The organism is Nitrospirota bacterium (genome assembly GCA_040752355.1).
GTDB lineage: Bacteria > Nitrospirota > Thermodesulfovibrionia > Thermodesulfovibrionales > Dissulfurispiraceae > JBFMCP01.
Genome location: JBFMHE010000015.1, coordinates 52,130 through 75,529, shown reverse-complemented (window position 1 = coordinate 75,529; position 23,400 = coordinate 52,130). Strand labels below are relative to the sequence as shown.

At 59.1% G+C, this 23,400-nt stretch carries 26 protein-coding genes and 1 tRNA gene; 18 read left to right on the top strand and 9 right to left on the bottom strand.

Features of this window, described 5'->3' with window-relative positions:
• Positions 1–24 precede the first annotated feature (24 nt).
• The 4 genes from galT to AB1805_11710 all read left to right on the top strand — a co-directional run bounded on the left by galT (position 25) and on the right by AB1805_11710 (position 5,645).
• Positions 25–1,023 (top strand): galactose-1-phosphate uridylyltransferase, encoded by a 999-nt coding sequence (gene galT / locus AB1805_11725; GenBank protein MEW5746091.1) that lies wholly within the window; start codon positions 25–27, stop codon positions 1,021–1,023.
• Positions 1,020–2,492, top strand: coding sequence for a glycogen/starch synthase (locus AB1805_11720; protein ID MEW5746090.1), 1,473 nt, complete (start codon positions 1,020–1,022; stop codon positions 2,490–2,492). Before galT ends, AB1805_11720 begins: the two co-directional genes overlap by 4 nt.
• Before the next feature lie 62 nt (positions 2,493–2,554).
• A complete protein-coding gene (locus tag AB1805_11715) occupies positions 2,555–5,284 on the top strand; it encodes a PAS domain S-box protein (protein MEW5746089.1) in 2,730 nt (909 codons plus the stop codon).
• A gap of 1 nt (position 5,285) precedes the next feature.
• On the top strand, positions 5,286–5,645 hold the full coding sequence (locus AB1805_11710; protein ID MEW5746088.1) for a response regulator: 360 nt from the start codon (positions 5,286–5,288) through the stop codon (positions 5,643–5,645).
• A gap of 83 nt (positions 5,646–5,728) precedes the next feature.
• On the opposite strand, the gene AB1805_11705 is transcribed toward AB1805_11710, so the two are convergent.
• Entirely contained in the window at positions 5,729–6,121 is a 393-nt protein-coding gene (locus tag AB1805_11705) for a response regulator (GenBank protein ID MEW5746087.1), read from the bottom strand.
• A complete protein-coding gene (locus AB1805_11700; protein ID MEW5746086.1) occupies positions 6,105–7,691 on the bottom strand; it encodes an ATP-binding protein in 1,587 nt (528 codons plus the stop codon). The genes AB1805_11705 and AB1805_11700 overlap by 17 nt, the downstream gene beginning before the upstream one ends.
• A gap of 249 nt (positions 7,692–7,940) precedes the next feature.
• Between AB1805_11700 and AB1805_11695 the strand changes: the two genes are divergently transcribed.
• The 9 genes from AB1805_11695 to AB1805_11655 are packed head-to-tail and all read left to right on the top strand — an operon-like array spanning position 7,941 to position 13,578.
• Complete coding sequence (locus AB1805_11695) at positions 7,941–9,095, top strand: ATP-binding protein (protein MEW5746085.1); 1,155 nt, start codon at positions 7,941–7,943, stop codon at positions 9,093–9,095.
• An 8-nt stretch (positions 9,096–9,103) separates the two neighbouring features.
• Positions 9,104–9,460, top strand: coding sequence for a DRTGG domain-containing protein (locus tag AB1805_11690; protein MEW5746084.1), 357 nt, complete (start codon positions 9,104–9,106; stop codon positions 9,458–9,460).
• Between the two features lie 2 nt (positions 9,461–9,462).
• A complete protein-coding gene (locus AB1805_11685) occupies positions 9,463–9,906 on the top strand; it encodes an ATP-binding protein (protein MEW5746083.1) in 444 nt (147 codons plus the stop codon).
• Complete coding sequence (locus AB1805_11680; GenBank protein MEW5746082.1) at positions 9,900–10,256, top strand: DRTGG domain-containing protein; 357 nt, start codon at positions 9,900–9,902, stop codon at positions 10,254–10,256. The genes AB1805_11685 and AB1805_11680 overlap by 7 nt, the downstream gene beginning before the upstream one ends.
• A gap of 47 nt (positions 10,257–10,303) precedes the next feature.
• On the top strand, positions 10,304–11,044 hold the full coding sequence (locus AB1805_11675; GenBank protein ID MEW5746081.1) for a PHP-associated domain-containing protein: 741 nt from the start codon (positions 10,304–10,306) through the stop codon (positions 11,042–11,044).
• Entirely contained in the window at positions 11,044–11,592 is a 549-nt protein-coding gene (locus tag AB1805_11670) for an ATP-binding protein (protein MEW5746080.1), read from the top strand. The genes AB1805_11675 and AB1805_11670 overlap by 1 nt, the downstream gene beginning before the upstream one ends.
• Before the next feature lies 1 nt (position 11,593).
• Positions 11,594–11,962: a response regulator gene (locus AB1805_11665; GenBank protein ID MEW5746079.1), complete on the top strand. Its 369-nt coding sequence runs from the start codon at positions 11,594–11,596 to the stop codon at positions 11,960–11,962.
• 5 nt (positions 11,963–11,967) lie between these two features.
• The gene (locus AB1805_11660; GenBank protein MEW5746078.1) at positions 11,968–13,350 is read left to right on the top strand and encodes a sigma-54 dependent transcriptional regulator; all 1,383 of its coding nucleotides are present in this window, start codon (positions 11,968–11,970) and stop codon (positions 13,348–13,350) included.
• A 21-nt stretch (positions 13,351–13,371) separates the two neighbouring features.
• The gene (locus AB1805_11655; protein ID MEW5746077.1) at positions 13,372–13,578 is read left to right on the top strand and encodes a uracil-DNA glycosylase; all 207 of its coding nucleotides are present in this window, start codon (positions 13,372–13,374) and stop codon (positions 13,576–13,578) included.
• A 49-nt stretch (positions 13,579–13,627) separates the two neighbouring features.
• Here AB1805_11655 and AB1805_11650 read toward each other — a convergent pair whose 3' ends face one another.
• Together AB1805_11650 and AB1805_11645 are read right to left on the bottom strand one after the other, a co-directional pair.
• Complete coding sequence (locus AB1805_11650; protein MEW5746076.1) at positions 13,628–13,960, bottom strand: thioredoxin fold domain-containing protein; 333 nt, start codon at positions 13,958–13,960, stop codon at positions 13,628–13,630.
• A 9-nt stretch (positions 13,961–13,969) separates the two neighbouring features.
• On the bottom strand, positions 13,970–14,398 hold the full coding sequence (locus AB1805_11645) for a disulfide isomerase DsbC N-terminal domain-containing protein (GenBank protein ID MEW5746075.1): 429 nt from the start codon (positions 14,396–14,398) through the stop codon (positions 13,970–13,972).
• 219 nt (positions 14,399–14,617) lie between these two features.
• On the opposite strand from AB1805_11645, the gene AB1805_11640 reads away from it, so the two are divergent.
• From AB1805_11640 to AB1805_11630, 3 genes are all read left to right on the top strand, one after another.
• Positions 14,618–15,544, top strand: coding sequence for a GGDEF domain-containing protein (locus AB1805_11640; protein MEW5746074.1), 927 nt, complete (start codon positions 14,618–14,620; stop codon positions 15,542–15,544).
• A gap of 177 nt (positions 15,545–15,721) precedes the next feature.
• Entirely contained in the window at positions 15,722–16,495 is a 774-nt protein-coding gene (locus tag AB1805_11635; protein ID MEW5746073.1) for a transglycosylase SLT domain-containing protein, read from the top strand.
• 69 nt (positions 16,496–16,564) lie between these two features.
• Positions 16,565–17,077, top strand: coding sequence for a hypothetical protein (locus tag AB1805_11630; GenBank protein ID MEW5746072.1), 513 nt, complete (start codon positions 16,565–16,567; stop codon positions 17,075–17,077).
• A 24-nt stretch (positions 17,078–17,101) separates the two neighbouring features.
• On the opposite strand, the gene AB1805_11625 is transcribed toward AB1805_11630, so the two are convergent.
• Positions 17,102–17,599 (bottom strand): DsrE family protein, encoded by a 498-nt coding sequence (locus tag AB1805_11625; protein MEW5746071.1) that lies wholly within the window; start codon positions 17,597–17,599, stop codon positions 17,102–17,104.
• 135 nt (positions 17,600–17,734) lie between these two features.
• The gene (locus AB1805_11620; protein MEW5746070.1) at positions 17,735–18,577 is read right to left on the bottom strand and encodes a YihY/virulence factor BrkB family protein; all 843 of its coding nucleotides are present in this window, start codon (positions 18,575–18,577) and stop codon (positions 17,735–17,737) included.
• A 125-nt stretch (positions 18,578–18,702) separates the two neighbouring features.
• Between AB1805_11620 and AB1805_11615 the strand changes: the two genes are divergently transcribed.
• Together AB1805_11615 and speD are read left to right on the top strand one after the other, a co-directional pair.
• A tRNA-Phe gene (locus tag AB1805_11615) sits at positions 18,703–18,778 on the top strand.
• Positions 18,779–19,076: 298 nt separating this feature from the next.
• The gene (speD, locus tag AB1805_11610) at positions 19,077–19,523 is read left to right on the top strand and encodes an adenosylmethionine decarboxylase (protein ID MEW5746069.1); all 447 of its coding nucleotides are present in this window, start codon (positions 19,077–19,079) and stop codon (positions 19,521–19,523) included.
• A gap of 201 nt (positions 19,524–19,724) precedes the next feature.
• Here the strand turns inward: speD and AB1805_11605 are convergent, their stop codons facing one another.
• From AB1805_11605 to AB1805_11595, 3 genes are read right to left on the bottom strand one after another with little or no spacing between them, the layout of a single operon-like run.
• On the bottom strand, positions 19,725–20,957 hold the full coding sequence (locus tag AB1805_11605) for a phosphoglycerate kinase (GenBank protein MEW5746068.1): 1,233 nt from the start codon (positions 20,955–20,957) through the stop codon (positions 19,725–19,727).
• A 2-nt stretch (positions 20,958–20,959) separates the two neighbouring features.
• Positions 20,960–21,964 (bottom strand): type I glyceraldehyde-3-phosphate dehydrogenase, encoded by a 1,005-nt coding sequence (gene gap / locus AB1805_11600; GenBank protein MEW5746067.1) that lies wholly within the window; start codon positions 21,962–21,964, stop codon positions 20,960–20,962.
• Between the two features lie 24 nt (positions 21,965–21,988).
• A complete protein-coding gene (locus AB1805_11595; GenBank protein MEW5746066.1) occupies positions 21,989–23,254 on the bottom strand; it encodes a DUF1015 domain-containing protein in 1,266 nt (421 codons plus the stop codon).
• Positions 23,255–23,400: the final 146 nt, after the last annotated feature.

Below are 23,400 nucleotides of genomic sequence, written 5' to 3'. Positions count from 1 at the left end.
GCATACTTTGACTGAGGAGGATTTATGCCCGAACTGAGAAAGGACCCAATCTCCGGCAGGTGGGTAATTATTTCTATCGAGAGGGGGAAGAGGCCGTCGGATTTTGTGTCCCCCTCCCAGAAGCGGAGGGCGGGAGGGTTCTGCCCTTTCTGCCCGGGAAACGAGCACACGACCCCGCCGGAGATAATGGCCTTCCGCCCCGCGAGCACGCCGCCCAACTCCCCCGGCTGGACATTGAGGGTCGTCCCCAATAAATTCCCCGCCCTGCAGATCCACGGCGACCTCAACAAGCGGGGCGAGGGCGTCTTCGACAGGATGAACGGCGTCGGCGCCCATGAGGTCATCATCGAGACCCCCGAGCACCAGCTCTCGCTCGCCACCATGCCGCAGCGGGCGGCCGAGGATGTGCTCTGGGCATACTACTTCCGGCTGACAGACCTGAAGAAGGACAACCGTCTGAAATACGTGCTGATCTTCAAGAACGAGGGAGAGATCGCCGGAGCCTCGCTCGAGCATACCCACAGCCAGCTCATCGCGCTGCCCATCATACCGAAGAGCGTGCGGGAAGAGATGGATTCGGCAAAGAAGTATTACGAAGCGAAGGAGCGCTGCATCTTCTGCGATATCGTCAGCCAGGAGCTCGGTTCCGACAAGCGGGTGGTCTATGAAAACGACCGGTACGTAGCGATCTCGCCCTTTGCCCCGCGGGAGCCCTTCGAGACCTGGATACTCCCGAAAAACCACGAGTCGAACTTCTCCCCCCCTGAAAAGAGCTTCGCCAGCTTCGCCGAGATACTCCAGCGGGTGCTGAAGCAGCTCGACCGGGTGCTCGACTCGCCTCCCTATAACTTCATCATCCATACCTCGCCGTTCAAGGAGGAGGTGAACGACTACTACCACTGGCACCTCGAGATCGTCCCGAAGCTCACCAAGACCGCGGGCTTCGAGTGGGGCTCGGGCTTTTACATCAATCCGACCCCCCCGGAAGAGGCGACGAAGTTCATGCGAGACGCCAAACTATGAGAATCGCTATAGTCGCATCCGAGGCGGTCCCCTTCTCGAAGACAGGGGGGCTCGCCGACGTTGCGGGGACGCTCTTCAAAGAGTACCGCTCCCTGGGTATCGAGACCTGGCTCTTTGTTCCCCTTTACAAGAGAACAAAAGAACAGTTCGGGGACGGGATACGGGATACGGGGATCAGGCTCTCGATCCCCCTGGGCAAAGCGTCACGGACCTGCTCGGTCTTCATGCTGAAGGACCAGGGGACGGGAAGCCAGAGGCGAGGCGCGGACCGCAGTACGGCTGCCGGCGGGGTCTTCTTCGTCGGCAATGACGACTTTTTCGAACGGGACGAGCTGTACGGGACACCGGCCGGCGATTATCCCGACAACGATCAGCGCTTCATCTTCTTTTCGCGGAGCGTTCTTGAGATCTGCCGGGCCTTCCGCATCGCCGTCGATGTCGTGCATTGCAACGACTGGCAGACAGGGCTCATTCCGCTCTACCTCAAGCGGCTCTACCCGGGAGACCCCGTGCTGCGGGGGGCCGTCTCGCTGATCACCATCCATAATCTCGGCTACCAGGGGCTCTTTCCGCCCCAGACGCTCTCGATCACCGGGCTCGGCACGGACCTGTTCCATCCCGACGGGATCGAATTCTACGGGAAGGTGAACTTTCTCAAGGCGGGGATCGTCGGCGCCGATATGATTACTACCGTGAGCACGACCTATGCACAGGAGATCCTCACCCCCGCGATGGGCTTCGGGCTCGACGGGATACTGGCCAAGCGGGCCGATGTCCTTGCAGGCATCATCAACGGCATCGATTACAGCGAGTGGGACCCGTCCCGCGATCCCTTTCTCCCCCGGCAGTATACTGCAGAAGACCTCTCGGGCAAGAGGGCCTGCAAGAGCGCCCTAGCGGAGCGCTGCTCCCTGAAGGACAGCCGCGCTCCGCTCGTCTGCTTCATCGGAAGGCTGTCGGCGCAGAAGGGGGTCGATCTGATTGCCGAAGCGACGCCGTCCCTGATCGACGAGGGGGCGAACCTCCTTGTCATCGGCAAGGGGGATGCGCCGTACCATGCCCTCTTCGACTCCCTCGCCGGGCGGTTCGCGGGCCGCCTCTACGTTTATTCCCGTTTCGACGAGGCTTTCGCGCATATGGCCTATGCGGGGTCGGACATCTTCCTGATGCCGTCGCAGTACGAGCCCTGCGGGCTCGGCCAGATGATCGCCATGCGGTACGGGACCATCCCGGCGGCGCGGAAGACCGGCGGCATTACCGATACGGTCGAGGACGGAGAGACGGGCTTTCTTTTCGAAGAGTACACCGTGGAGTCGTTCCTGGGATGTCTGAGGAGAGCGCTGAATGCCTTCGCCAGCAAAAGAACCTGGCAGAGGGTTATAATAAAGGCGATGAGCAGGGATTTTTCGTGGAAGCGGTCGGCGGAACAGTACGTGGCCTTGTACCGCCGCGGCCTTGCCGCCCGGTAGCCGTGTCGTAACCACGTGCAGATAAACCGTTGCAGTCTTACCCGGCAGGTGCTATGGAGAACATGAGAAGACAGGACGAACAGCTCGCAGCCCTCGGCGAGAGCAACAGCGATATGCTGCACCAGCTCGAGACCGCGCTCGAAAGAAATGTCGATCTGTATAAAACCACGCGCGAGCAGCTCAGCCGCATCACCGTCATCTATGAGCTGACGAAGGCGATCCTCTCGATCCGCGACTTCGACGAATTGCTGAAGAGGATCACGGTGGAGACGACGCATCTCTTCAATGCGCAGGGCTGTATCATCCGCCTCATCGAGGAGGGCATGCTCAGGGTCAAGGCATACTACGGCTTTCCCGAGGAGATCATGAACTCCATAACCCTCGGCATGGGCGAAGGTCTCGCCGGAAAGGTCGCGGCCGAGGGGAAGACGCTCCTCGCCGACGCCTCGGCGGATTTCGGCGCCCTGTCGCAGCATATGCAGATAAAATCGGCCCTCTGCACCCCCCTGAAGATCGGGGAGCAGATCATCGGCACCTTCGGTCTGTATGACAAGAAGGCGGCCTCGGGCGACGGCAGCGAGCTGATCGTCCCGTTTACCGAAGAAGACATGATCACCCTCGAAGGGTTCGCTTCGATAGCGGCGATCGTCATCGATAAATCGATCCTCTACGAGAAGGCGGTGCGGCAGGAGCGGGAGGCGATCGAGGCGAAGAAGCGGGGCGAGGAGCTGCGCGACTACCTCCAGGGATTCATCGACAATACCGCCGATGCGATCGTGACGACCACGCTCGACGGCGTCATCACCTCCTGGAACCTCGGCGCCGAGAGGATCTACGGGTTCACCCGGCAGGAGGCGCTCGGGAAGTTCCTCCCCTTTGTGCCCGATTTCCTCGTGGAGGTCGAAAAGAGCTACAATGAACGCGTTAAGCGGGGCGAAACGATAAAAGATATCGAGACCGTGCGGAAGACAAAGGACGGCCGCCTGATCGATGTCAACCTCACCCTCTCGCAGATCAAGGACGCTTCGGGCACCATCATCGGCATCAGCGGCATCGCCCGGGATATCACGGAGCGGAAGCGGATAGAGAAAGACCTGCTGAACAAGAACGCGGTGCTCTCCAAGCTCTTCCTCATAAGCTCGGCCATGCGCGGCACCCTGGAGCTCGACAAGCTGCTCAGGATGGTGCTCACCGCCGTCACCATGGGAGACGGGCTGGGGTTCAACCGCGCCATGCTCTTTCTCGTGAACGATGAAGGGAATATCCTGAAGGGCGCCATGGGCGTGGGCCCGGCGAGCCACGAAGAGGCGTGGGAGATATGGTCGCGCCTGACCATGGAGCAGAAGAGCCTCCACTCGATCATGGAGGAGATCGAGATGGGCCCCCTGAGAAAGGACTCCTTCATGGACCGGCTCTGCTGCGGGGTGGCCGTCTCCCTCGACTCCGCTACGATCCTTACCAAGGCGGTGAAGGAGAAGCGGGCCTTCAACGTCACCGATGTCCATGCCGAGCCGCTCTCCGATCCCGTGCTCATTCAACAGCTCGGCACGATTGCGTACGCGGTGCTCCCGCTGATATCGAGGGACCGGGTCATCGGCGTGCTCTGGGTCGATAACATCTATACCGGACGGCCTATTACCGAACACGATATGGAGTTCCTGCGGGGATTTACCGACCAGATGGCCTCCGCCATCGAGAACGCCCGTCTCTTCGAGCACGTGGCCCAGGCGGAGCAGGAGCTCGAGAATATCTTCGAATCCATTTCGGACCTCCTCTACTTCAACAGCAGCGATTATACGATCAAGAAAGTGAACAAGGCGGTGGTGGCGAAGCTCGGCAAGCCCGCGGACACGATCGTCGGAAAGAAGTGCTATGAGCTCTTTCATGGTACACCGGGACCCTGGAAGAAGTGCCCCCACCACAAGACGATCACGACCAAGCAGCCCTCTGTCGAGGAGATCGAGGACCCGGTGCTCGGCGGGACCTTTCTCGTCTCGAGCTCTCCCATCTTCGACAAGGCCGGGGAGCTCCTCGGCACCGTGCATATCGCCAGGGATGTCACCGAGATCAAGAAGCTGCGCGAGAAGGTCGCGATCGCGGACCGCATGGCCGCACTCGGCGAGATGGCGGCCAAGGTGGCGCACGAGATCCGCAACCCGCTGCTCTCGATCGGCGGGTTCGCGCGACGGCTCGAAAAACGCCTCGACACCGACCTCAAAGAGTACGCCAGGATCATCGTTGATGAAGTGAGCCGCCTCGAGGGAATCCTGAACGATACGCTCAGCTTTGTCAAAAGCTCGAAGATAAAGAAGGGCGCCTTTGACTTGGGCGAGCTGATCGACGGCATTCTGAACCTGCTCGAACCCGCAGCGCACGAACGGGGCAACACCCTGATAAAAAATATGCCCGCCGCCGTCCCTGTCAATGCCGATTATGACCGTCTGAAAGAGGTGCTCCTCAATCTCGTCACCAATGCGAACCAGGCGACCGATACCGGCATGATCACGGTGCGCGCCTATACCGCAGCACTGCCGGTGCCACCCGACCTGCCGGGGCATTCGACCGAAAGGAGCGAGGTGGTTATCGAGATCGCGGACAACGGGTGCGGCATCCGGGAGGAAGACGTAGGGCGCATTTTCGATCCCTTCTTCACCACCCGGCCCACCGGCACCGGCCTCGGGCTCTCGATCACCAAGAGAATTGTCGAGGAGCACGGCGGGAGAATTGAGGTTGCGAGCACCTGGGGCGGCGGCACGAAATTCAAAATTTACATACCTTCAGAGGAGGCGTGATATGAAGATACTCGTTGTCGATGATGAGAAGAATATATTGAAGCTCTACCAGGCGGAGCTCGAAGACGAGGGGTACGACGTCGTCACCGCCAATTCGGGGAGAGAGGCGCTGGAGGTCTTCGAGCGGGAGAACCCGGACATCGTTACCCTCGACATCCTCATGCCCGACATGGACGGCATCCAGGTGCTGCGGCAGATGAAGGAACGGCGCTCCACCGTGCCGATCATCATGCTTACGGCGTACGATTACCGCGACGACTTTTCGGTATGGGTTTCGGACGCCTATGTCGTGAAGTCGTCGGACCTCACCCAGCTGAAAGCTACCATAAAGCAGCTCCTGAGCAAGACGGCATCCTCGTAATACGAGGGCATCTATAAAGCAGCAAAGGGCCGCCTTCATAGAAAGGCGGCCCTTTTTTTGAGCGGCCGGGAGCAGGGCAGCGCCTAGAGAGGAGGCCCGTCCTCCCGCTTCTGTTTAAGGGCGTTCTCTACCGTCGCCAGTATGCTGTCGGGGGTGAACGGCTTCTCGAGGTAATCGAAGGCGCCGAGCTTGATCGCCTGCACGGCAGAGGTGATCGTCTGGTATCCGGTAATCATGACCACCTCGATATGCGGCCACTCTTCCTTGACCCTCCTGAGCACTTCGATGCCGTCGATATCGGGCATCTTCAGGTCGGTAAGGACGAGGTCGAAGGGCTCCGCTTTGAGCAGCGCAAATGCATCGGTAGCGCTCTTTACGGTCTTGACGTCATAGCCTTCCGGCGTAAGGAGACGGTTGCAGCTTATACGGACTATTTCTTCATCATCGACGACAAGAATTTTACCTTTGGGCATCATGTTCAGGGCTGATCGGGAGCCGTATGGTGAACGTCGTTCCCTTCCCCACCTCGCTTTTTACTTTAATATTACCACCGTGGTCCTCTATTATGCCATAGCTGATTGCGAGACCGAGACCGGTGCCCTTGCCGACCGGCTTGGTGGTGAAGAAGGGCTCGAATATCTTCGGGAGGTCCTCTTCGGAGATGCCGTGCCCTGAATCGGCAAAATCGATCTCGACCCACTCCTGGTCTCCCTCAGCTGTCCTCCGCGTCGCGATCCGGAGCGTCCCCTCTCCTGCCATGGCATCGGCGGCATTCAGGACCATGTTCAGGAAGACCTGCTGCAGCTGCGCGCCGCCTGCCTTGACCGGCGGGAGCTTATCGGCGAGGTCTACCACTATTTTTATATTGAAGAAATCGGCCTTGTGGCCGATGATGTCGAGCGAGCCCTTGAGCAGGACATTGATATCCGCATCGGTCTTTTCAGGGGAAGCGCCGCGCGCAAAGCCGAGGAGGCCCTTGATGATATTGGAGCAGCGCTCCGCCTGCTCGATGATGAGCTTCACATCCTCTTTCTCTTCGCTCCCCTCCGGGAATTTCCGGTAGAGCAGATGGCCGAAGGTGACGATGCCGGTGAGCGGGTTGTTGATCTCATGCGCTACCCCGGCAGCGAGCCTGCCGAGGGAGGCGAGCTTTTCGGATTGGATCAAATGGGCCTGCGTCCGCTTGATCATATCCGTCTTCTCCGCCACCCTCCTTTCGAGCATGCGGCCCCAATCGAGAAGCTCCCCCTTGGCACGGGAGAGGTCCTCGGTCATGGCATTGAACGATTGCGCGAGCTCCCCCATCTCGTCTTTCGTATTGATTATGACCTTGTGGTCGAGGTCGCCGGCCGCAACCTTTCTCATGCCCTCGGCGAGCATATGCACGGGCGTCGAGACGAGCTTCCAGAGGATCGTGCAGAGCACCACCGAGAGCACCCCGAGAAAGACCAGGACGTACGCCGAAATAGCGAAGCTCTGCTGTTCGATCGCCATATCCATGAGCTCGAGCGAAAAATTGGCCTCGACGAAGCCGAGAACCCTCTTGTTCCGGGGATGCACATGGCAGGAAGAGACGTAGCAGGCAGGCTCGTTATAGACGGGCTGCACCACGTTGAGCACCCTGAATCCCCCGTCACCCTTGCTGATGAACCACTTCTGGGCCGCGGCAGGCCTCTGCCCGGCATGGCAGGCGGCGCAGGCCGGCGCGGTAAGGGGGAGCGTCGCCCCCCTCTCTTCCTTGAGAGAGGAGTGCGCAATGCGGCCGGTGCAGTTGTAGATCCGCACCCTCATCACTCCCTCGGTGGACGCGACCGCCTCGATGGTCTGCTGGATGATAAGGCTCTCGGAGGTGAGCATCCCGTAGCGGGTGCTCTTCTTCACGTTATCCGTAAAGGACGTGCCGTACCGTACAAAGCTCTTCAGCAGCTCTTTCTCCTGGTACTTGATCAGGAAAAACCAGAAGACGCTGCTCACCACGAGGACGAGAGTCCCGATGGCGATGAGGAGCTTGCCGGTCAGTGAGCTGAAGGGCTCGTCTTTTCTCATATAGCACCCCGTGCCGTCATTCCGCCATTCCGCTGGTGCGCCACGCTGCACGAGACGGGGCGCAGGCAGAGCGCGGTACTGCGGTACGGTGTATTTAGCTTAAGAGCTCTCAGGAGCTCCCGTCAAGCCTTCCTCGTGCTGGAAGGCGGGGCCAAGGCCCGGGAACAGCGCGGATTCCCTTGTTTTTCAAAGCACGCCGTGGCGCCTGCTCCTCTATGGACAGCCGAACAGACCGTGAGGTATTATTAAATGATGTTTAATCATAAGCGGTCATTGGAGTCCCTCGCCGGGAAGCTCATCTTCTCCATAGGCAGCCTGATGGTCATCATGGGCCTGCTCTTCGCTTATACGTTCAACCGGCAGTATCCGGGTGTCAGCCTCTTCGAGGTCCTCCTTTACGGCGGCCCCTTTGTCATCATCGTCTCCTTCGTCCTCTGTCTTATCCTCTACAACTTCGTCACCAAGCCCATCTCCTATCTCGTGGACGGTATGGACCGGCTCGGGAAGGGCGACATGGACTTCCGGATCAATCTTACCACCAAGGACGAAATAGGGATGCTGGCCCGCTCCTTCGATTCCATGGCCGAGGAGCTGAAGGAATACCGGAGCAAGATGGAAGACTGGACCAAGCGGCTCGAGGAAGAGGTCCAGAAGAAGACGGAGGAGATCTACAAGGCGCAGGAGCAGCTCATCAATGCGGAGAAGCTCGCCTCCCTGGGCCGCATGGCTGCCGGCGTGGCGCACGAGATCAACAGTCCGCTCACCGGCATCGTCACCTTTTCCCACCTGATGCTCAAGCGCACCCCGCCCGAGAAGCAGCAGGACATCGAGGACCTGAATATCATCATCGACCAGGCCGAGCGCTGTTCGAAGATCATCAAGGGCCTCCTCGGCTTCTCCCGCAAGACCGCCTCTGAAAAGGCGCCGGTCAACCTGAACACCCTCGTCGAGAATACGCTCGCGATGGTGCGGAACCAGGCGAAATTCTACAACATCGAGTTCGACATACGGTTTGCGCAGGAGATCCCGGAGATCACGGTCGACCCGAACCAGATCCAGCAGGTCTTCCTGAACCTCCTCATCAATGCCGCCGACGCCATGGACAAAAGGGGGAGGATCACCATAGGGACGCGGCTGGTCGAGCACGAAGGGACCAGGTTTATAGAAATGGAGTTCACCGATTCGGGGCACGGGATTCCCGAAGAGATACAGGGCAGGATTTTCGAGCCGTTCTTCACCACCAAACCTACGGGCAAGGGCACCGGGCTCGGCCTTGCGGTGAGCTACGGCATTATCAAGAAGCACGGCGGCAATATCTTGGTAAGGAGCACGCCGGGGCAGGGCTCGAGCTTCTTTATCCGCTTCCCCGTGGCGGAACCGGTCGCTGCGGAGCCCGAGGCGTAGAGCACCGCATGGAATTGCAACGAATCGTCGAGCTGGTCGAGGGGAAGATCGTGGTCAGCGGCAGGAGCAGCCCGGGCTCGGGGGTCTCGGTCACCTCTGTCTACAGCACCGATCTCATGAGCGACGTGCTGCATTACGCGATACGAGGGTCGCTGCTCATCACCGGGCTGAACCAGTCGCAGGTGATCAGGAGCGCCGAGATCGCCGACATCCCCGCGGTCCTGGTCACCCAGGACAAGAGGATCGACAGGGAGATGGCCGAACTGGCGAGGGCGAAGGACATTACCATCATCTCGACCCGCCTGCCGATGTTCACGGTCTGCGGGATACTGTATGAGCAGGGGTTGAGGAGCTCCAGGGAGTAGGCGTGTCCGCTGCCGAGCCGATAGAGGGATGCTTTCAGCTGATGGGCGGCGACTTCACCAATGCCGGCGCTGCTTCGAGCGAGCTCAAGGCGATTCTTGCGAAGCGCGGCGTCTCGCAGGAGGTGGAGCGGCGGGTGGCCATAGCCGCCTTCGAGGCGGAGATGAATGTCATTATCCATGCCGTTGCCGGGACCATGCACTACACCATAACATCTGAAGCGGTGAAGGTGACGGTCACCGATATGGGGCCCGGCATCGAGGACATCGAGCTGGCGATGCAGGAAGGGTACTCGACGGCGCCCGACTGGGTGAGGGAAATGGGCTGGGGAGCGGGCATGGGACTGCCGAACATCAAGAAGAATGCGGACCTCTTCTCGATCGACTCCGTTGTCGGCGAGGGGACGACGCTCGAAATAACCATCCACATAAAGGATCGTCCATGTTGACCGTACGGGATATCACCGATCAGATGGGACTCGGCATTGCAGTGGAAGGCGCACAGCACAGGCCGGTGAGCGGGTGCTACATCAGCGACCTCCTTTCCGATGTTATGGCGCACGGCAGGGACGGCGAGATATGGATCACGCTCCAGACCCACCCCAATACCGTGGCGGTCGCCGTGATAAAGGGCATTTCCGCGATCCTCATTCCCAACGGCCGCCGGCCCGACCCCGAAACCATGCGGAAGGCGGCAGCGGAAAACGTAGCGATCGTGACCACACCGCATACGACCTTTACGATAGCGGGACGCCTCTACAATCTGTTCCAGAACGATCAGCATCCCGCCCCGGGGTAGCCTCCCGATGCGCGAACGGCACAGCCCCTGCCGGGGATGACCCCCTCATGAAGCGCTTCCTCGCTGACCTCCATATCCATACCTGCCTCTCGCCCTGCGCCGAGCTCGACATGACCCCCCGCCGCATTATCGAGCAGGCGGAGAGAAAAGGGGTCGAGATCATCGCCATAGCCGACCACAACTCGGCGGAGAACACCGCTGTCGCCGTCGCGCTCGGCAGGGAGAGGGGGATAACCGTACTGCCTGCGCTGGAGCTTACCTCCTCCGAGGAGGCGCACCTGCTCGCGCTCTTCGGCACGACCGAACAGGCCCTGGCCATGCAGGCGGTGGTCTACCGGGCGCTGCCGGAGGGGAGCAATGATGAACGGGCCTTCGGCTACCAGCTCGTCGTGAACGAGCAGGACGAGATCCTGGAGTTCAACAAGCGGCTCTTCTTTGCCGCAGCGGACCTGCCGCTCAAAGCGCTCGTCGATACCGTCCATTCGCTCGGGGGCCTCGCGGTTGCGAGCCATATCGATCGCGAGTACTTCAGCGTCATATCACAGCTCGGGTTCATCCCCCCTGACCTCGGCTTCGACGCCCTCGAGATCTCGTACAACACCGGGAAGACGATGGCCCTTTCGCTCTTCGGCGAGTATCGGTCGCTGCCCTGGATCACCTCTTCCGACGCCCATCACCTCGATGAAATAGGCAGGAGGACCACCTCCTTTCTCCTGAGGGAGGCCTCGTTCGAGGAGATGGCATCGGCATTGAAAGGCGAACGGGAGCTGGAATGGAATACTGAGTAATGGAAGACCTCTCACTGCACATTCTCGACATCAGCGAGAACTCCATCGATGCCGGCGCCGGCAGGATAGAGATACGCATCATCGAGAGCGAGAGCGCCAACAGGCTGACGCTCGAGATCAGGGACGACGGGAGGGGTATGGACGAGGAGACGCTCATGAAGATCAGGGACCCCTTCTTCACCACAAAGAGCGTCAGGAGGTTCGGCCTCGGCATCCCGCTGCTCGCCCAGGCAGCGGAAGAGTGCAGCGGCGCCTTCTCGGCAGATTCGGCGCCGGGGCGGGGCACCGTGATCACGGCGTCGTTCCAGCGCGACCATATCGACCGGAAGCCGCTCGGGGATATGGGCGCCACCATGATGGCGCTCGTCGGCAGCCATCCGGAGCTGCACTTCGTCTTTACGTATCAGAGGGAGACGTCGGGGGAGACCGGCACCTTCACCTTCGACAGCAGGGCCTTTGCCGCGCTGCTCGACGGTATACCCTTAACCCTGCCCGATGTTTTACAATTAATAAGGAACAGCATCAATGTATCGCTGAAGGGAGAGTAGCATGACCACGCCGAAGAGGATCCTCGTTATCGATGATGAAGAGATCGTCAGGAAGAGCTGCAAGAGAGCGCTCGAGCCGGAGGGGTACACGGTGGACATCGCCACCTCGGGCCGGGAGGGGTTCGAGCTCCTCGGCAAGAACACCTATGACCTCCTGCTCATCGACCTGAAGATGCCGGGCATCGACGGCATCGAGATGCTCCGGGACATCAAGAGGGAGCACCCCGGACAGAACGTCATGATCATGTCCGGATACGATACGATCGAGCATGTCGTGCTCTCGCTCGCGTCGGGCGCGGAACACTATCTCGAGAAGCCCTTTACTCCCGATATGCTCATGGCGCGGATAAGAGAGGTGCTCGAGGATTGACCGTCATGACCCCGCGCATACTCGTCGTCGATGACGAGGAGATCGTCAGGAAGAGCTGCGTCTCCATCCTCTCGCCGGAGGAGTATACGCTCGACACCGCCGCCGACGGGGGATCGGCGCTGAAGAAGCTCAAGAGCGCGCCGTTCGACCTGGTCCTCACCGACCTCATGATGCCCGACATGACCGGCATCGACCTCCTCAGGCGGATCAAGGAGGAGTGGCCCGATACCGAGGTTATTGTCATTACCGGGTACGGGACGGTGAAGACGGCCATCGAGGCGCTGAAATACGACGCTTACGACTTCATAGAAAAGCCCTTCACCCCCGAGGTGCTGCTCAACGCCGTCTCGCGCTGCCTCGAGAAGAAGCGCCTTTATATCGAGAACGTCAAGCTCAAGAAAGAGATAAACGCCCTCTACAGCCTCGACAACATCATCGGTGTTTCGAGGGAGATGCAGAAGATCTTCAAGCTCGTCGCCACGGTCGCCCCCCTGGGCAGCACGGTCCTGATCTGCGGCGAGAGCGGCACCGGCAAGGAGCTCATCGCCCGGGCGATTCACTACAACAGCGCCCGGAGAGAACAGCCCTTCATCGTCGTCGACTGCGGCACCCTTCCGGAAAACCTCATGGAGTCGGAGCTCTTCGGTCATGCCAAGGGGTCCTATACCGGTGCGGTCACCACCGAGAAGGGGCTCCTCGAGACCGCAAACGGCGGCACGCTCTTCCTCGACGAGATCAGCAATCTCCCTCTCGCCATGCAGGCGAAGCTGCTGCGGGTCCTGCAGGAGAAAGAGCTCAGGGCAGTGGGCGGCAAGAGGATGCTGAAGGTCGATGTCCGTTTTATCGCAGCGACGAACAGGGACCTGTCGGCCATGGTCAAAGCGGGCGCCTTCAGAGAGGATTTCTTTTACCGGCTCAACGTCTTTCCGGTCCACCTGCCCCCGCTCCGGAGCAGGAAGGAGGACATCCCCGCGCTCGCCTACCATTTCCTCCACAAGTACGGCAAGGAGGTCGGAAGGGATATTCCCCACATCGCCACCGAAGCGATGCGGCAGCTCATAACCTATGACTGGCCCGGCAATATACGCGAACTCGAGAACGTCATCCACCGGGCGGTCATCGTATGCAATGGACGGTCGCTGAAGCCCGAGCATATCATCGTCCCGCTCGAGGCCGGACAGGAGGCCCCGCGTACGATGGAGGAGCTCAAGAAGCTGAAGAAGGACTTACGGCTCAAGTCCATCGAGGAGATCGAAAAGAACTTCCTCGTCTCGGCCCTGCAGCGCAACAGCTGGAATATATCGAAGGCAGCCCGTGAAGTCGGCATGCAGCGCACCAATTTCCACTCCCTCCTGAAGAAGTACAGGGTAACGCGGAATGGCGACTGACAATCTGCGGTAACGTGCGCTATGGACCGGCCGCTCATAGATTGCTTCAGATGCAGGCACTTCTCCATTACCTGGGACAAGCACTTTCCCTACGGCTGCAAAGCCATGGGCTTCAAATCCAGGAGCCTGCCGTCACGGGATGTGTATCACGCCTCGGGTGCTGGTTGCATGAGCTACAGGGAAAAGATAACGCCTGCAAACAGGGACACCGCCGGCAACATCCCGTGAAAATGAAGACGGGAGCGGCAATGCACCGCTCCCGTCTTCGTGAGCCCCGCTACTTCGCTTTATCCACCATATCCTTAATTGTCGCTGCGTCCTTATAGCCCGAGACGAGCACCCCGTTCGGCAGTACCATCGCAGGCGTACCATTAATGCCGAGCTTTCTGGCAAGCTGTATCGTTTCATCGACAGCCGTGGTCTCGCATGTGGCGGGCGGGACCGGCTTCTGGTTATAGGCGTCCTCGAGGAGCTCCAGCGACTTCTCGCAGACGATCGTCTTGGACTTGCCGTAGGCGTCCTTGTGCATGGGCAGGGGGTAGAGCTTCATGTAAAAGGCGATATCGTTCCTCTCGGCGATCACTTTCTTCATCTCCTGATGAAGTTTCAGGCAGTAGGGTCAATCGGGGTCGGTGAAGACAATGACCTTGTGCTTCGCATCCTTATTGCCCATGACGAGCGCATCCTTGAGCGGAATCGAGGCGACATCCACTTTGCTGAGCTCGGCGAAGCGCTCCTGGGTGATGTTCCGCTTCTCCTTTATATCGATGAGCGAGCCAAGGAAGAGGTGCTTCTTCGAATAGTCGATGTAGATAATCCCCTTCTGGCCCCCTGCCTCGACCGCCACCTCCCAGACCGCCGGCGCCGCGCTCTGGTTGATCGCCGTCACCGAAGGGTTCGGGATAATCTCCTTGATCAGCGCCTCGGCCTCCTCTTTCTTCAAAGTATGGCATTTCGAGCAGTCCTGGCCCATGGTGGCAAACCCGTATGTCGAGGCCGTCGGGTACAGCAGCATTACGAGCATCAGTGCAAGCACTCCCTTTCGCATCCGTTCACCTCCGTGATTTTCTACATAGTACCACAAAACTACCCGACCCGCAAAAAACAGCCGCACGCATGCGTGCGGTCGCCGCATCCTCAAGCCTCGAGAATGTTAAATCGAGAGCTGTCAGGTCCTCTTGCTTTTCGCTTGACAAGCCGGCCCGCTTCTAAGTAATAATCCATAACCACTTCGCATCATTACCCAGAAGAGGAACTTGCCGCTTACATGGAAATCAGACTGCCCGAGAACGAAATCCTCTACTTCCTGAACAGGCTCAACAGGGATATGGAGGAGTTCCTCAAGAACTCCCTCGAGCACGGCTCGGAGGGAAAAGAGTGGAGCACCCTCCATAACGATTTCCGGCTTCTCCGCTGCCGGGAGGTGAAGCAGTGCGACAAGGAAAAGTGCCCGGCGTACCGCAGCAAAGACTATCGCTGCTGGCTTGTAACGGGCACCCTGTGCGCCGATGAACCCCTCGGCGATTACTCGAAAAAATACCAGACCTGCTCTGCCTGTCCTGTTTTCCAGAAGGTCGCGAAAGACCCGCTCCTCGCCCTCTACGAAAATATCAGCATCCTCATCTACCATCTCCAGCAGCGGGCAAGCAGGTTCCGGGACCTCGCGATCAGGGACCAGCTCACCGGGCTCTACAACAGGCACTTTTTCAACGAGATCATAGGTCGCGAGATCGTGAGCCTGGGCAGGAGACCCGAGGTGCTCTCCTTCGCCATCGTCGACATCGATTGTTTTAAAGAGATCAACGACACACTCGGCCACCTCATGGGCGACGAGATCCTGGTCGAGACCGCCGCCCTGATAAAGAGCGCTGTCCGCAAGTCGGATGTCGTCTTCAGGTTCGGCGGCGACGAGTTTCTCGTCATGATGTCGACGGCCGACACCGCCGTACGCAACACGGTCGACGAACAGATCGGCAGTGCAGTCGCCGCGTGGAACCGGAAGAATGCACAAAAGTACGGGGTCGAGCTCTCCCTGAGTATCGGGTGCGCCACCTGCGGCAAAGACGGCGACTACCTCGCTGCTCTCAAAGAGGCCGACAAGAGAATGTATCTGAACAAGGTGACGAAGAAAGGAAAGATGAGAGCACCCGGGCTGCCCGATATCCAGTCCGATATCCGGACAGCGAACCAGTAAGCGCTCTTACTCCGTGATGCGGAGTGCGTACTCGCTCTGCTCACGCCCGCCGCCGCCGAGGGTCTGACAAACGACCGGGAAAATGCTATAATGGTTAAAACCAGAACAATCAGAGCCCTTTTTCCCTTTTGGCCGTTCACTATGCTCCGTCGAGGTGAAGGAATGATAAAGTGGTGTATGTCGTCAGTCGCAACGCTGTCGCTGCTCCTGGCGCCCTCGACGATGCCCGCTGCCGACTACCTCCACACCATACAGAAGAAAGAGTCGATTCGCGGCTATTACGACCGCACGATCGAATTTTTCACTAAGAAGGTCCCCGAGGCCTTCGATAAGAAGCTTACCCTTGCCTACAAATACATCGACCTGATCACCCCGATCCTCGATGAAAAAGGGATCCCTGCGGATATCGCCTATCTCCCCCTTATCGAGAGCGGCTTCTCCCCCTTTGCCGTCGGCGCAGGCGATGCGGTCGGCCTGTGGCAGTTCGTGAGGGGTACTGCGCAGAAGTACGGCCTTAAAATCGATACATACGTGGACGAACGGAAAGACCCGGTCAAATCTACCCGCGCAGCGGCACACTATCTGAAGGACCTCTACCGGCTGTTCGGCAAGTGGGACCTTGCTCTCGCTGCATACAACGCGGGCGAAGGGAAGGTCAGGAACTACCAAAAGAGCAATGCGCAGTATCTGCCCGACTTCCTCAATCGCTACATCGGCACCTTCGTTGCTGTGGCGGCCATAGCCCGCGACCCCGAGCGCTACGGGTTCCAGCCGAACGACGATATGCACGATGAAGATTACGTCGAGATCACGACCGACCAGAGCATCAGCCTGAAGACGTTGGCAGCGAAATACGACACGACCGTCAAGACGATCAGGGAGATGAACCCCGCCCTGCTCACCGACTACACGCCTCCCTATGCGTACCGCCTGCGACTGCCCACCTACTGATGTCCTCCGGCGGCAGCGGATGCGGGGAGCGGGTATGCCCTCCCGGCACGCTCCTCCGATACGCCCTCAATGGTAGGAGCGCTCGGTGCGTTCTGGGGAGTGGCGGGAGTAGCGCTGCTTCTGGGGAGCGCCATGTACCGGCTCGGCGCTGTTGCGCTGACCGCCTTCGCTCACGAGCTCTCTCCGTCCCACTGGGCCTCGCTCCTGCTGGTCATTCTCTTCATGGCATACGCAGAAGGGTACCGCGGCTTTCAGCAGCGGTTCGCGCCGCGCGTTGCCGCGCGCGCCCGCTATCTGCGGCAGCATCCCCGCGCCCTGCACCTCCTTCTCGCGCCGCTCTTCTGCATGGGGTTTTTCCACGCTACCCGGAGGAGAAGGCTCACCTCCCTCTCGGTAACCTTCACGATCGTCGCCCTGATCTTGTGTGTTCGCCTTCTGCCGCAGCCCTGGCGGGGTATCATCGACGCGGGGGTGGTCATCGGGTTGGCGTGGGGGCTCTTTTCGCTGCTCTTCTTCGCAATCCGGGCCTTTACCGCGGAACGGTTCGACTACGCGCCTGATGTGCCCGAAGATCAGCACTGAGGCTGCCGGGCAAGAGCTTGCCCCTCACCTGCTGTCGCGCACGGGAAGGTATGCGTAGCCTTTGTTCTGGAGCGCGGCAATCGTCGCCAGGACGTTTTCGCCCGCGGCGACGAAGGGGAGGAGATTGTCTCCGGATATCTTGCCCTGATCCATCGAGATCTTGCAGGTGATGATCCTCATCCCTTCCCGGTGCATCTCTTTGAGCCGTTCCTGTATATCCTCCCGTTCCTCGATGCGCTCTTTCTCGAAGCGGGTCCCGGAGAGGCGTTTCGCTGCAAATTTTACCGAAGGCCCGTTGAGCGCAACGACAAAGACCGGGGTGATGCCTTTCTTGCGGAGCACTTCAGCGGCGTGCTGAATGAGCGCAAGCTTGTTCTCGAACGATTCGCTCTCGGTCGCCGTCACATCCCATACGGCCCGCACCCTCTTGAGGCCGTCGAAGTCGCTGCTGTATGCGGGGCATGGCACGATACCGATGGCGAGGACAGCAAGGAATGCGAAGAATGCGGACCGGCAGCTCATGATAGTCCCTCCCTTCGGCGGTCGTTGAGATCGGTCCACTGCATAGAGTATCCTTTCGTTGCTGCAGCGATGGAGTAATGAGACGATGGCCTCATTAACAGTATAGCAAAACGAAGAGCGGGTGTTGAGAGGGCACTACCGCCGCCCGGGAAGAGCTTTCCCGGGTGTCCCGAGGTTATGCACGACCTCTGCGCCGATCAGGAAGATGCATGATGAATAAAAGACCCAGAGCAGGAAGATGATGAAGGCCGAGAGGGGACCGTAAACAGCGCCGAGCTTGGCGACCTCGACCACGTAAATGGCAAAGAGATGCTTGGCAGCCTCGAGGAAGACGGCGGTGATAAAGGCTCCCGCGACCGCGTGGGCAGCCCTCACCCTCCTCCTCGGCAGCAGCTTGTAGAGCGTGGCGAGGATGAACGAGATCAGGACAAAGGGGACGACGAACCTGATGAGAAAGCCGCTTATCCTGTTGATCTGGCCGATAGGGGCCTCGGGGAAATGCTCCCGCAGCGCCTTCAGCACCGATATGGCCGAGGTCGCCCCGAAGGAGACGAGAATAAAGATCATGATCAGCGTGATAATGAGCAGCGACAATATCAGCGTAACGGCAAAGGACCGCCCGGTCCTGATCTTGAAGATGGCATTGATGGCCGACTCGAGCGAAGAGAAGAGCTGGTACGAAAGAAGCCCGTACAGCACGAAGGAGAAGGTGCCGAGCCCCTTGTACGAAATCAGCTTCCTGAGCTCTTCCGTAACCTTGTGGGTGACTGCCGGGAAAAAGCCGACGAGTTTTCCGGAGAAGAACTTCAGGATGACCTCGTTTTCGCCGAGCACATACCCGAAGATCGTGACGAGAAAGAGGCAGAACGGGACGAGCGCCATCATCGAGAAATAGGAGAGAGAGCCTGCCAGCATGAGGCCGCCGTCACGGAAGAAATCGATGAAGCTCTTAACGAGGATGCCCGGGTAGTATCGCACAGCTTTTCCTTCTCCTTAGCTCTGCATTATAGGGAGAATACGGCTATCCGGTCAAGGTCGCGCGACCGGAAATCTTGACTTTTCGTGCCCTAAACGTTTAATGTTTAAGATTGCGGCAATGCTGCGGGCAGTTAGCTCAGTCGGTAGAGCAGGGGCCTGAAAAGCCCCGTGTCGGGAGTTCGATTCTCTCACTGCCCACCATCCTTTTCCCGTCGGCCTTTCTTCCGGACGCCTCCTGTTCCTGGTGTGCTCAGCTTCTTCTAACCCCGCATGGCTGCTGCTAAATTTTTGTGGAAATGGGGGCAGCGATTGTATAATATATAGATAACTCGGCCGCCCTGGGCGCCGGCGATCAACCGGTCGTGACCGGCAGAGAAAGGAGAGGAAAGCAGGGGAAAGTAAGGAGCGATGCAGGGGATTCCAGGCCCGGTAAGCCGCTGCAAAAATCCTTGACAAGGAAATATAATTTCCTGTAAGATGTAAGGCTTGTAAGGAGCGGTTGCTCCTTCGATTCTTAACTGAAGGGGGTAGAGGGTTGAATGCTTTAGGTACCCATCTTTTGGTGGAATTGAGGGACTGTAATCCTGAGATTCTCAAAAATCTGAGCATGGTAAAAGAGGCTTTGGTTTCCGCGGCGAAGGAGGCCAGAGCGACAATCATCGATGTATCCTTCCACGAGTTCAATCCCTTCGGGATCAGCGGTATGGTCGTCATCGCCGAATCACACCTCTCCATCCATACCTGGCCCGAATACGCGTACGCTGCCGTAGACATCTTTACCTGCGGGGACGTCATCAAGCCCGAAGTAGCCGCTCATTATCTCATTCAGCAGTTCGAGAGCAAAACCCCCTCCATCGTGGAGTTGAAGCGGGGGATCATCTCTCTTTCGAATGAGAAGCTGCCGCACAAGGTCTGTGACGATGTCGAGCTCCAGGTAGCTTCATGAGGAACACCGAATAAGGAAAGAGCCCGTCGCCAGCACGACGAGCGCGGATGGCAAGGCGCCGCGGCGCAGAGCGCTGCGGAGGGTTGCCGTTATCAACAGACTACCCAGGAGCGCGATCTCCTGTTCCTTTCCATAAAACAGAACCGGGGGGCTGCCGAGCATCTTCGGCAGCCCCCCGGTTTTACCTGCTACGTTTCCTTGTTACTTTTTATCCGTCAATGCCGAAATGCCGGGGAGGTCCTTGCCTTCCAAAAGCTGGAGCGAGGCGCCGCCGCCCGTGGAGATGAAGGTGATGGCGTCACTGACCCCTGCCTTGTGCACCGCATAGTCGGTGTCGCCCCCGCCGACGATCGTGAGCGCGTACGCATCGGCCACCGAGTGGGCGATGGCATACGTCCCGCGCGAGAAGGCGTCGATCTCGAATACGCCCATCGGTCCGTTCCAGATAATGGTCTTGGCGTCCTGGAGGGCCTCGGAAAAGAGCTTGACCGATGCAGGACCGATGTCGAGGGCCCGCCAGCCAAGGGGGATCTCTTGCGTCGTCACTATCTTGGTCTCGGCCCCTGCCTCGATGTTCTGGGCGATAACGCTGTCGACCGGCAGGTAGAATTTCACGTTATTTTTTCTCAAATTCTCGATGATACTCTTGGCGAGATCGAACATGTCGGGCTCGACCAGGGAGTCGCCGATCTCGTAGCCCATCGCCTTGATGAAGGTATAGGCCATGCCGCCGCCGACAATAACCTTGTCGACCTTGCTCGCGAGGTTCTCGAGCACGCCGATCTTGCCCGACACCTTCGCGCCGCCCAGGATCGCGACAAAGGGGCGTATCGGATTTTCGACGACCCCTTTGAGATATTCGATCTCCTTCTTCATGAGGAATCCCGCCGTGGCGGGCTGGAGGAACGCGGTGATGCCCGCCGTAGAGGCGTGCGCCCGGTGCGCTGCGCCAAAAGCGTCGTTGACATACACATCGGCGAGCTTGGCGAGGGCCTTTGCAAAGGACTCTTCGTTCTTCTCCTCTTCGGGATGGAAGCGGAGATTCTCGAGCAGGAGGACATCTCCCTCCTTCATCTTCGCGACGAGGTGCTCGACCTGGGGGCCTACACAGTCAGGGGCGAAGACCACCTCTTTGTTCAGGAGCCTCTGGAGCCTCTTGGCTACCGGGGCAAGGCTGAACCGGGGCTCCACCTTTCCCTTCGGCCTGCCGAGGTGCGAGGCGAGGATCACCTTCGCGCCCTCGTCGATAGCGTAGTTGATCGTCGGGAGGGTCGAGCGGATCCTGCTGTCATCGGTGATCACCATGTTGTTGTCGAGGGGCACATTGAAGTCCGCCCTTATGAACACCCGCTTGCCTTTGATAGCGACATCCTCTATCGTGAGCTTGCCGAGGATATCCTTTATCCCCGCAGGAATGCCGTTTCTCCTCGCCATGCCTAGCTCCTCTTGCTGATGAGCAGGATGAGATCCCTCAGCCGCGTGCTGTAGCCCCATTCGTTGTCGTACCAGGAGATGACCTTCACCATGCGGCCCTCCATCACCTTGGTCAGCGTCGAGTCGAAGATGGAGGAGTGGGGATTGCCGTTGAAGTCGATCGAGACGAGCGGGGCGTCGACATACTGGAGGATGCCCTTCATCGGTCCGTCGGCCCACTTCTTCATCGCTGCATTGACCTCCTCGGCCTTGACCTCCCTGCCCAGCTCGGCGACGAGATCGACGACAGAGACGTTGGGGGTGGTGACGCGGATCGCGAAGCCGTCGAGCTTGCCCTTGAGCTCGGGCAGCACGAGGCCGACCGCCTTTGCAGCCCCTGTCGTGGTCGGGATCATCGAGAGCGCTGCTGCACGGGCCCTCCGCAGGTCCTTGTGCGGGAGATCGAGGATCCGCTGGTCGTTGGTGTAGGAGTGCACGGTCGTCATCAGGCCCCTCAGAACACCGAACTCCTTGTTGAGCACCTTCGCCACCGGGGCGAGACAGTTCGTAGTGCACGAGGCGTTGGAGATGATCTTGTGCTTCGCGGGATCGAGCGTCTCGTCATTGACGCCGAGGCAGACCGTCACATCCGGCTCTTTTGCCGGCGCAGAGATGATCACCCACTTCGCTCCTGCATCGAGATGCTTTGCCGCCTTCTCCCGGTCGGTGAAGAGCCCCGTCGATTCGACGACGATGTCCACCTTCAGCGCCTTCCAGGGGAGGTTTTCGGGAGCCCGCTCGGCAGAGACCTTTATCTCCTTGCCGTCCACGATGAGGGTGCCGTCTCCGGCCGCCACGTCGGCATTGAAGATGCCGTGCACCGAGTCGTACTTGAGGAGGTGGGCCAGCGTCTTCGCATCGGTCAGGTCGTTGATGCCGACGATCTCGATATCGCCGATTCCCTTGCAGGTCCTGAAGAAATTCCTTCCGATCCTTCCAAAGCCGTTAATCGCTACGCGCACTGCCATATGAAGCCTCCTTGGAATTTGAATTTAAAACCTGTATATAACCATACCGGTAAGAAGTTTCGGGTAGAAGTACGTAGACTTCGGAGGCATTCTCAGGTTCGACAGGGCGACCCGCTCCACATCGCCGACCCCTGTAGGGTTGAGAAAGAAGACGCCGTCGAAGTCCCCGTTGCGCACTCTCCGGAGCGCCTCCTTCGCATCCATTTCGAAGGCGACCTCCGTTATCCCCAGGTCGCGCTTGAGGATCAGCTCGTGGAGAATCACCACATCGAGCTCCCTCAGCGCAGGAGGGACGTCCTGCAGATGGTCCTCTCTATAGTTCAAGACATAGAGCTGCTGTTCCGTATCCAGGTACAGCCCGAACGCGTGGCCGCTCTCTCCGGACAGCAGCCCGGCGATATCCGCATCCAGCGGCGCCCGGGAAACGGCGAAATCAGGGGCCAATTTTTCGAGGACGGCGGATTTATCCGCAATTCCCTTGACCATCCGGTGCGTGGGAAGGATACTCACTCCCTCATCCGCCATATTCGCAAGGAACATCAGCACATAGTCCCAGGGGCGGGATGCTTCGGCTGAGCGCTCTCCGGGGGATGCGGACTGCTCCCGGCGGTCCATCTCCCGCTTGAACTCGAGCGCCACTTCATAACGGTGGTGCCCGTCGGCTATAAATATATGTTTATCACACAACTCTCTCGTTATCAACTCAATTTTCGCAGGATCGGCTATCCGGTAGAGGCGGTGCTCGGCGCCGTCCAGGTCTTCGGCGCTGAAGTACGGCCTCCCGGCAGCGGCCTCTTCGAGGAGCGCGGCGGTCCCGTGCTCCGGGCTGTTATACAGCGCGTAAATGGGGCTGATATTGGCATGGCACCACCGCATCAGGTTCAGCCGGTCTTCCTTCGGCTTCGCATGGGTAGCCTCGTGGGGATAGACGCCCTTGCCCAGCTCCTCGAGCTTCACCAGGCCGAGAAAGCCCCTGAGGCGCTTCCGTTTTCCCCTCAGCTCGTAGTCGGCCTCATAGGCATAAAAGGCGGGCTCGCTGTCCCTCGAAAGGACCCCTTCCTGCTCCCACTGCGCGAGCAGGTCGCGGGAGCGCGAATACCGGTTGACGCTCTCGTTATCCCCCGGCAGCTCTTTGCCGAAGTCGATCCGCACGATGTTGTACGGGCTCTTCCGGTAGAGCGCCTCTTTGTAATCGGGGCTGATGACGTCGTAAGGGGGCGCGATGACCTCGTTCCCGGATACCTTGTCCGGGTTGTAAAGGAGTCCTTTGAAGGGAAGAATGCGTGCCATGACTATCGCTGTTTCCGTATCGTACGTGTATTTTCCGTCTTTTAAAGCGCCGCCGGAGAATTATTATATTAGCAATTCAAACGGAGGGAATTCAATAAATTATTCTCTTCCCCCTGCACGCGTTCTCTCGCTGTTATGCTCTGTGT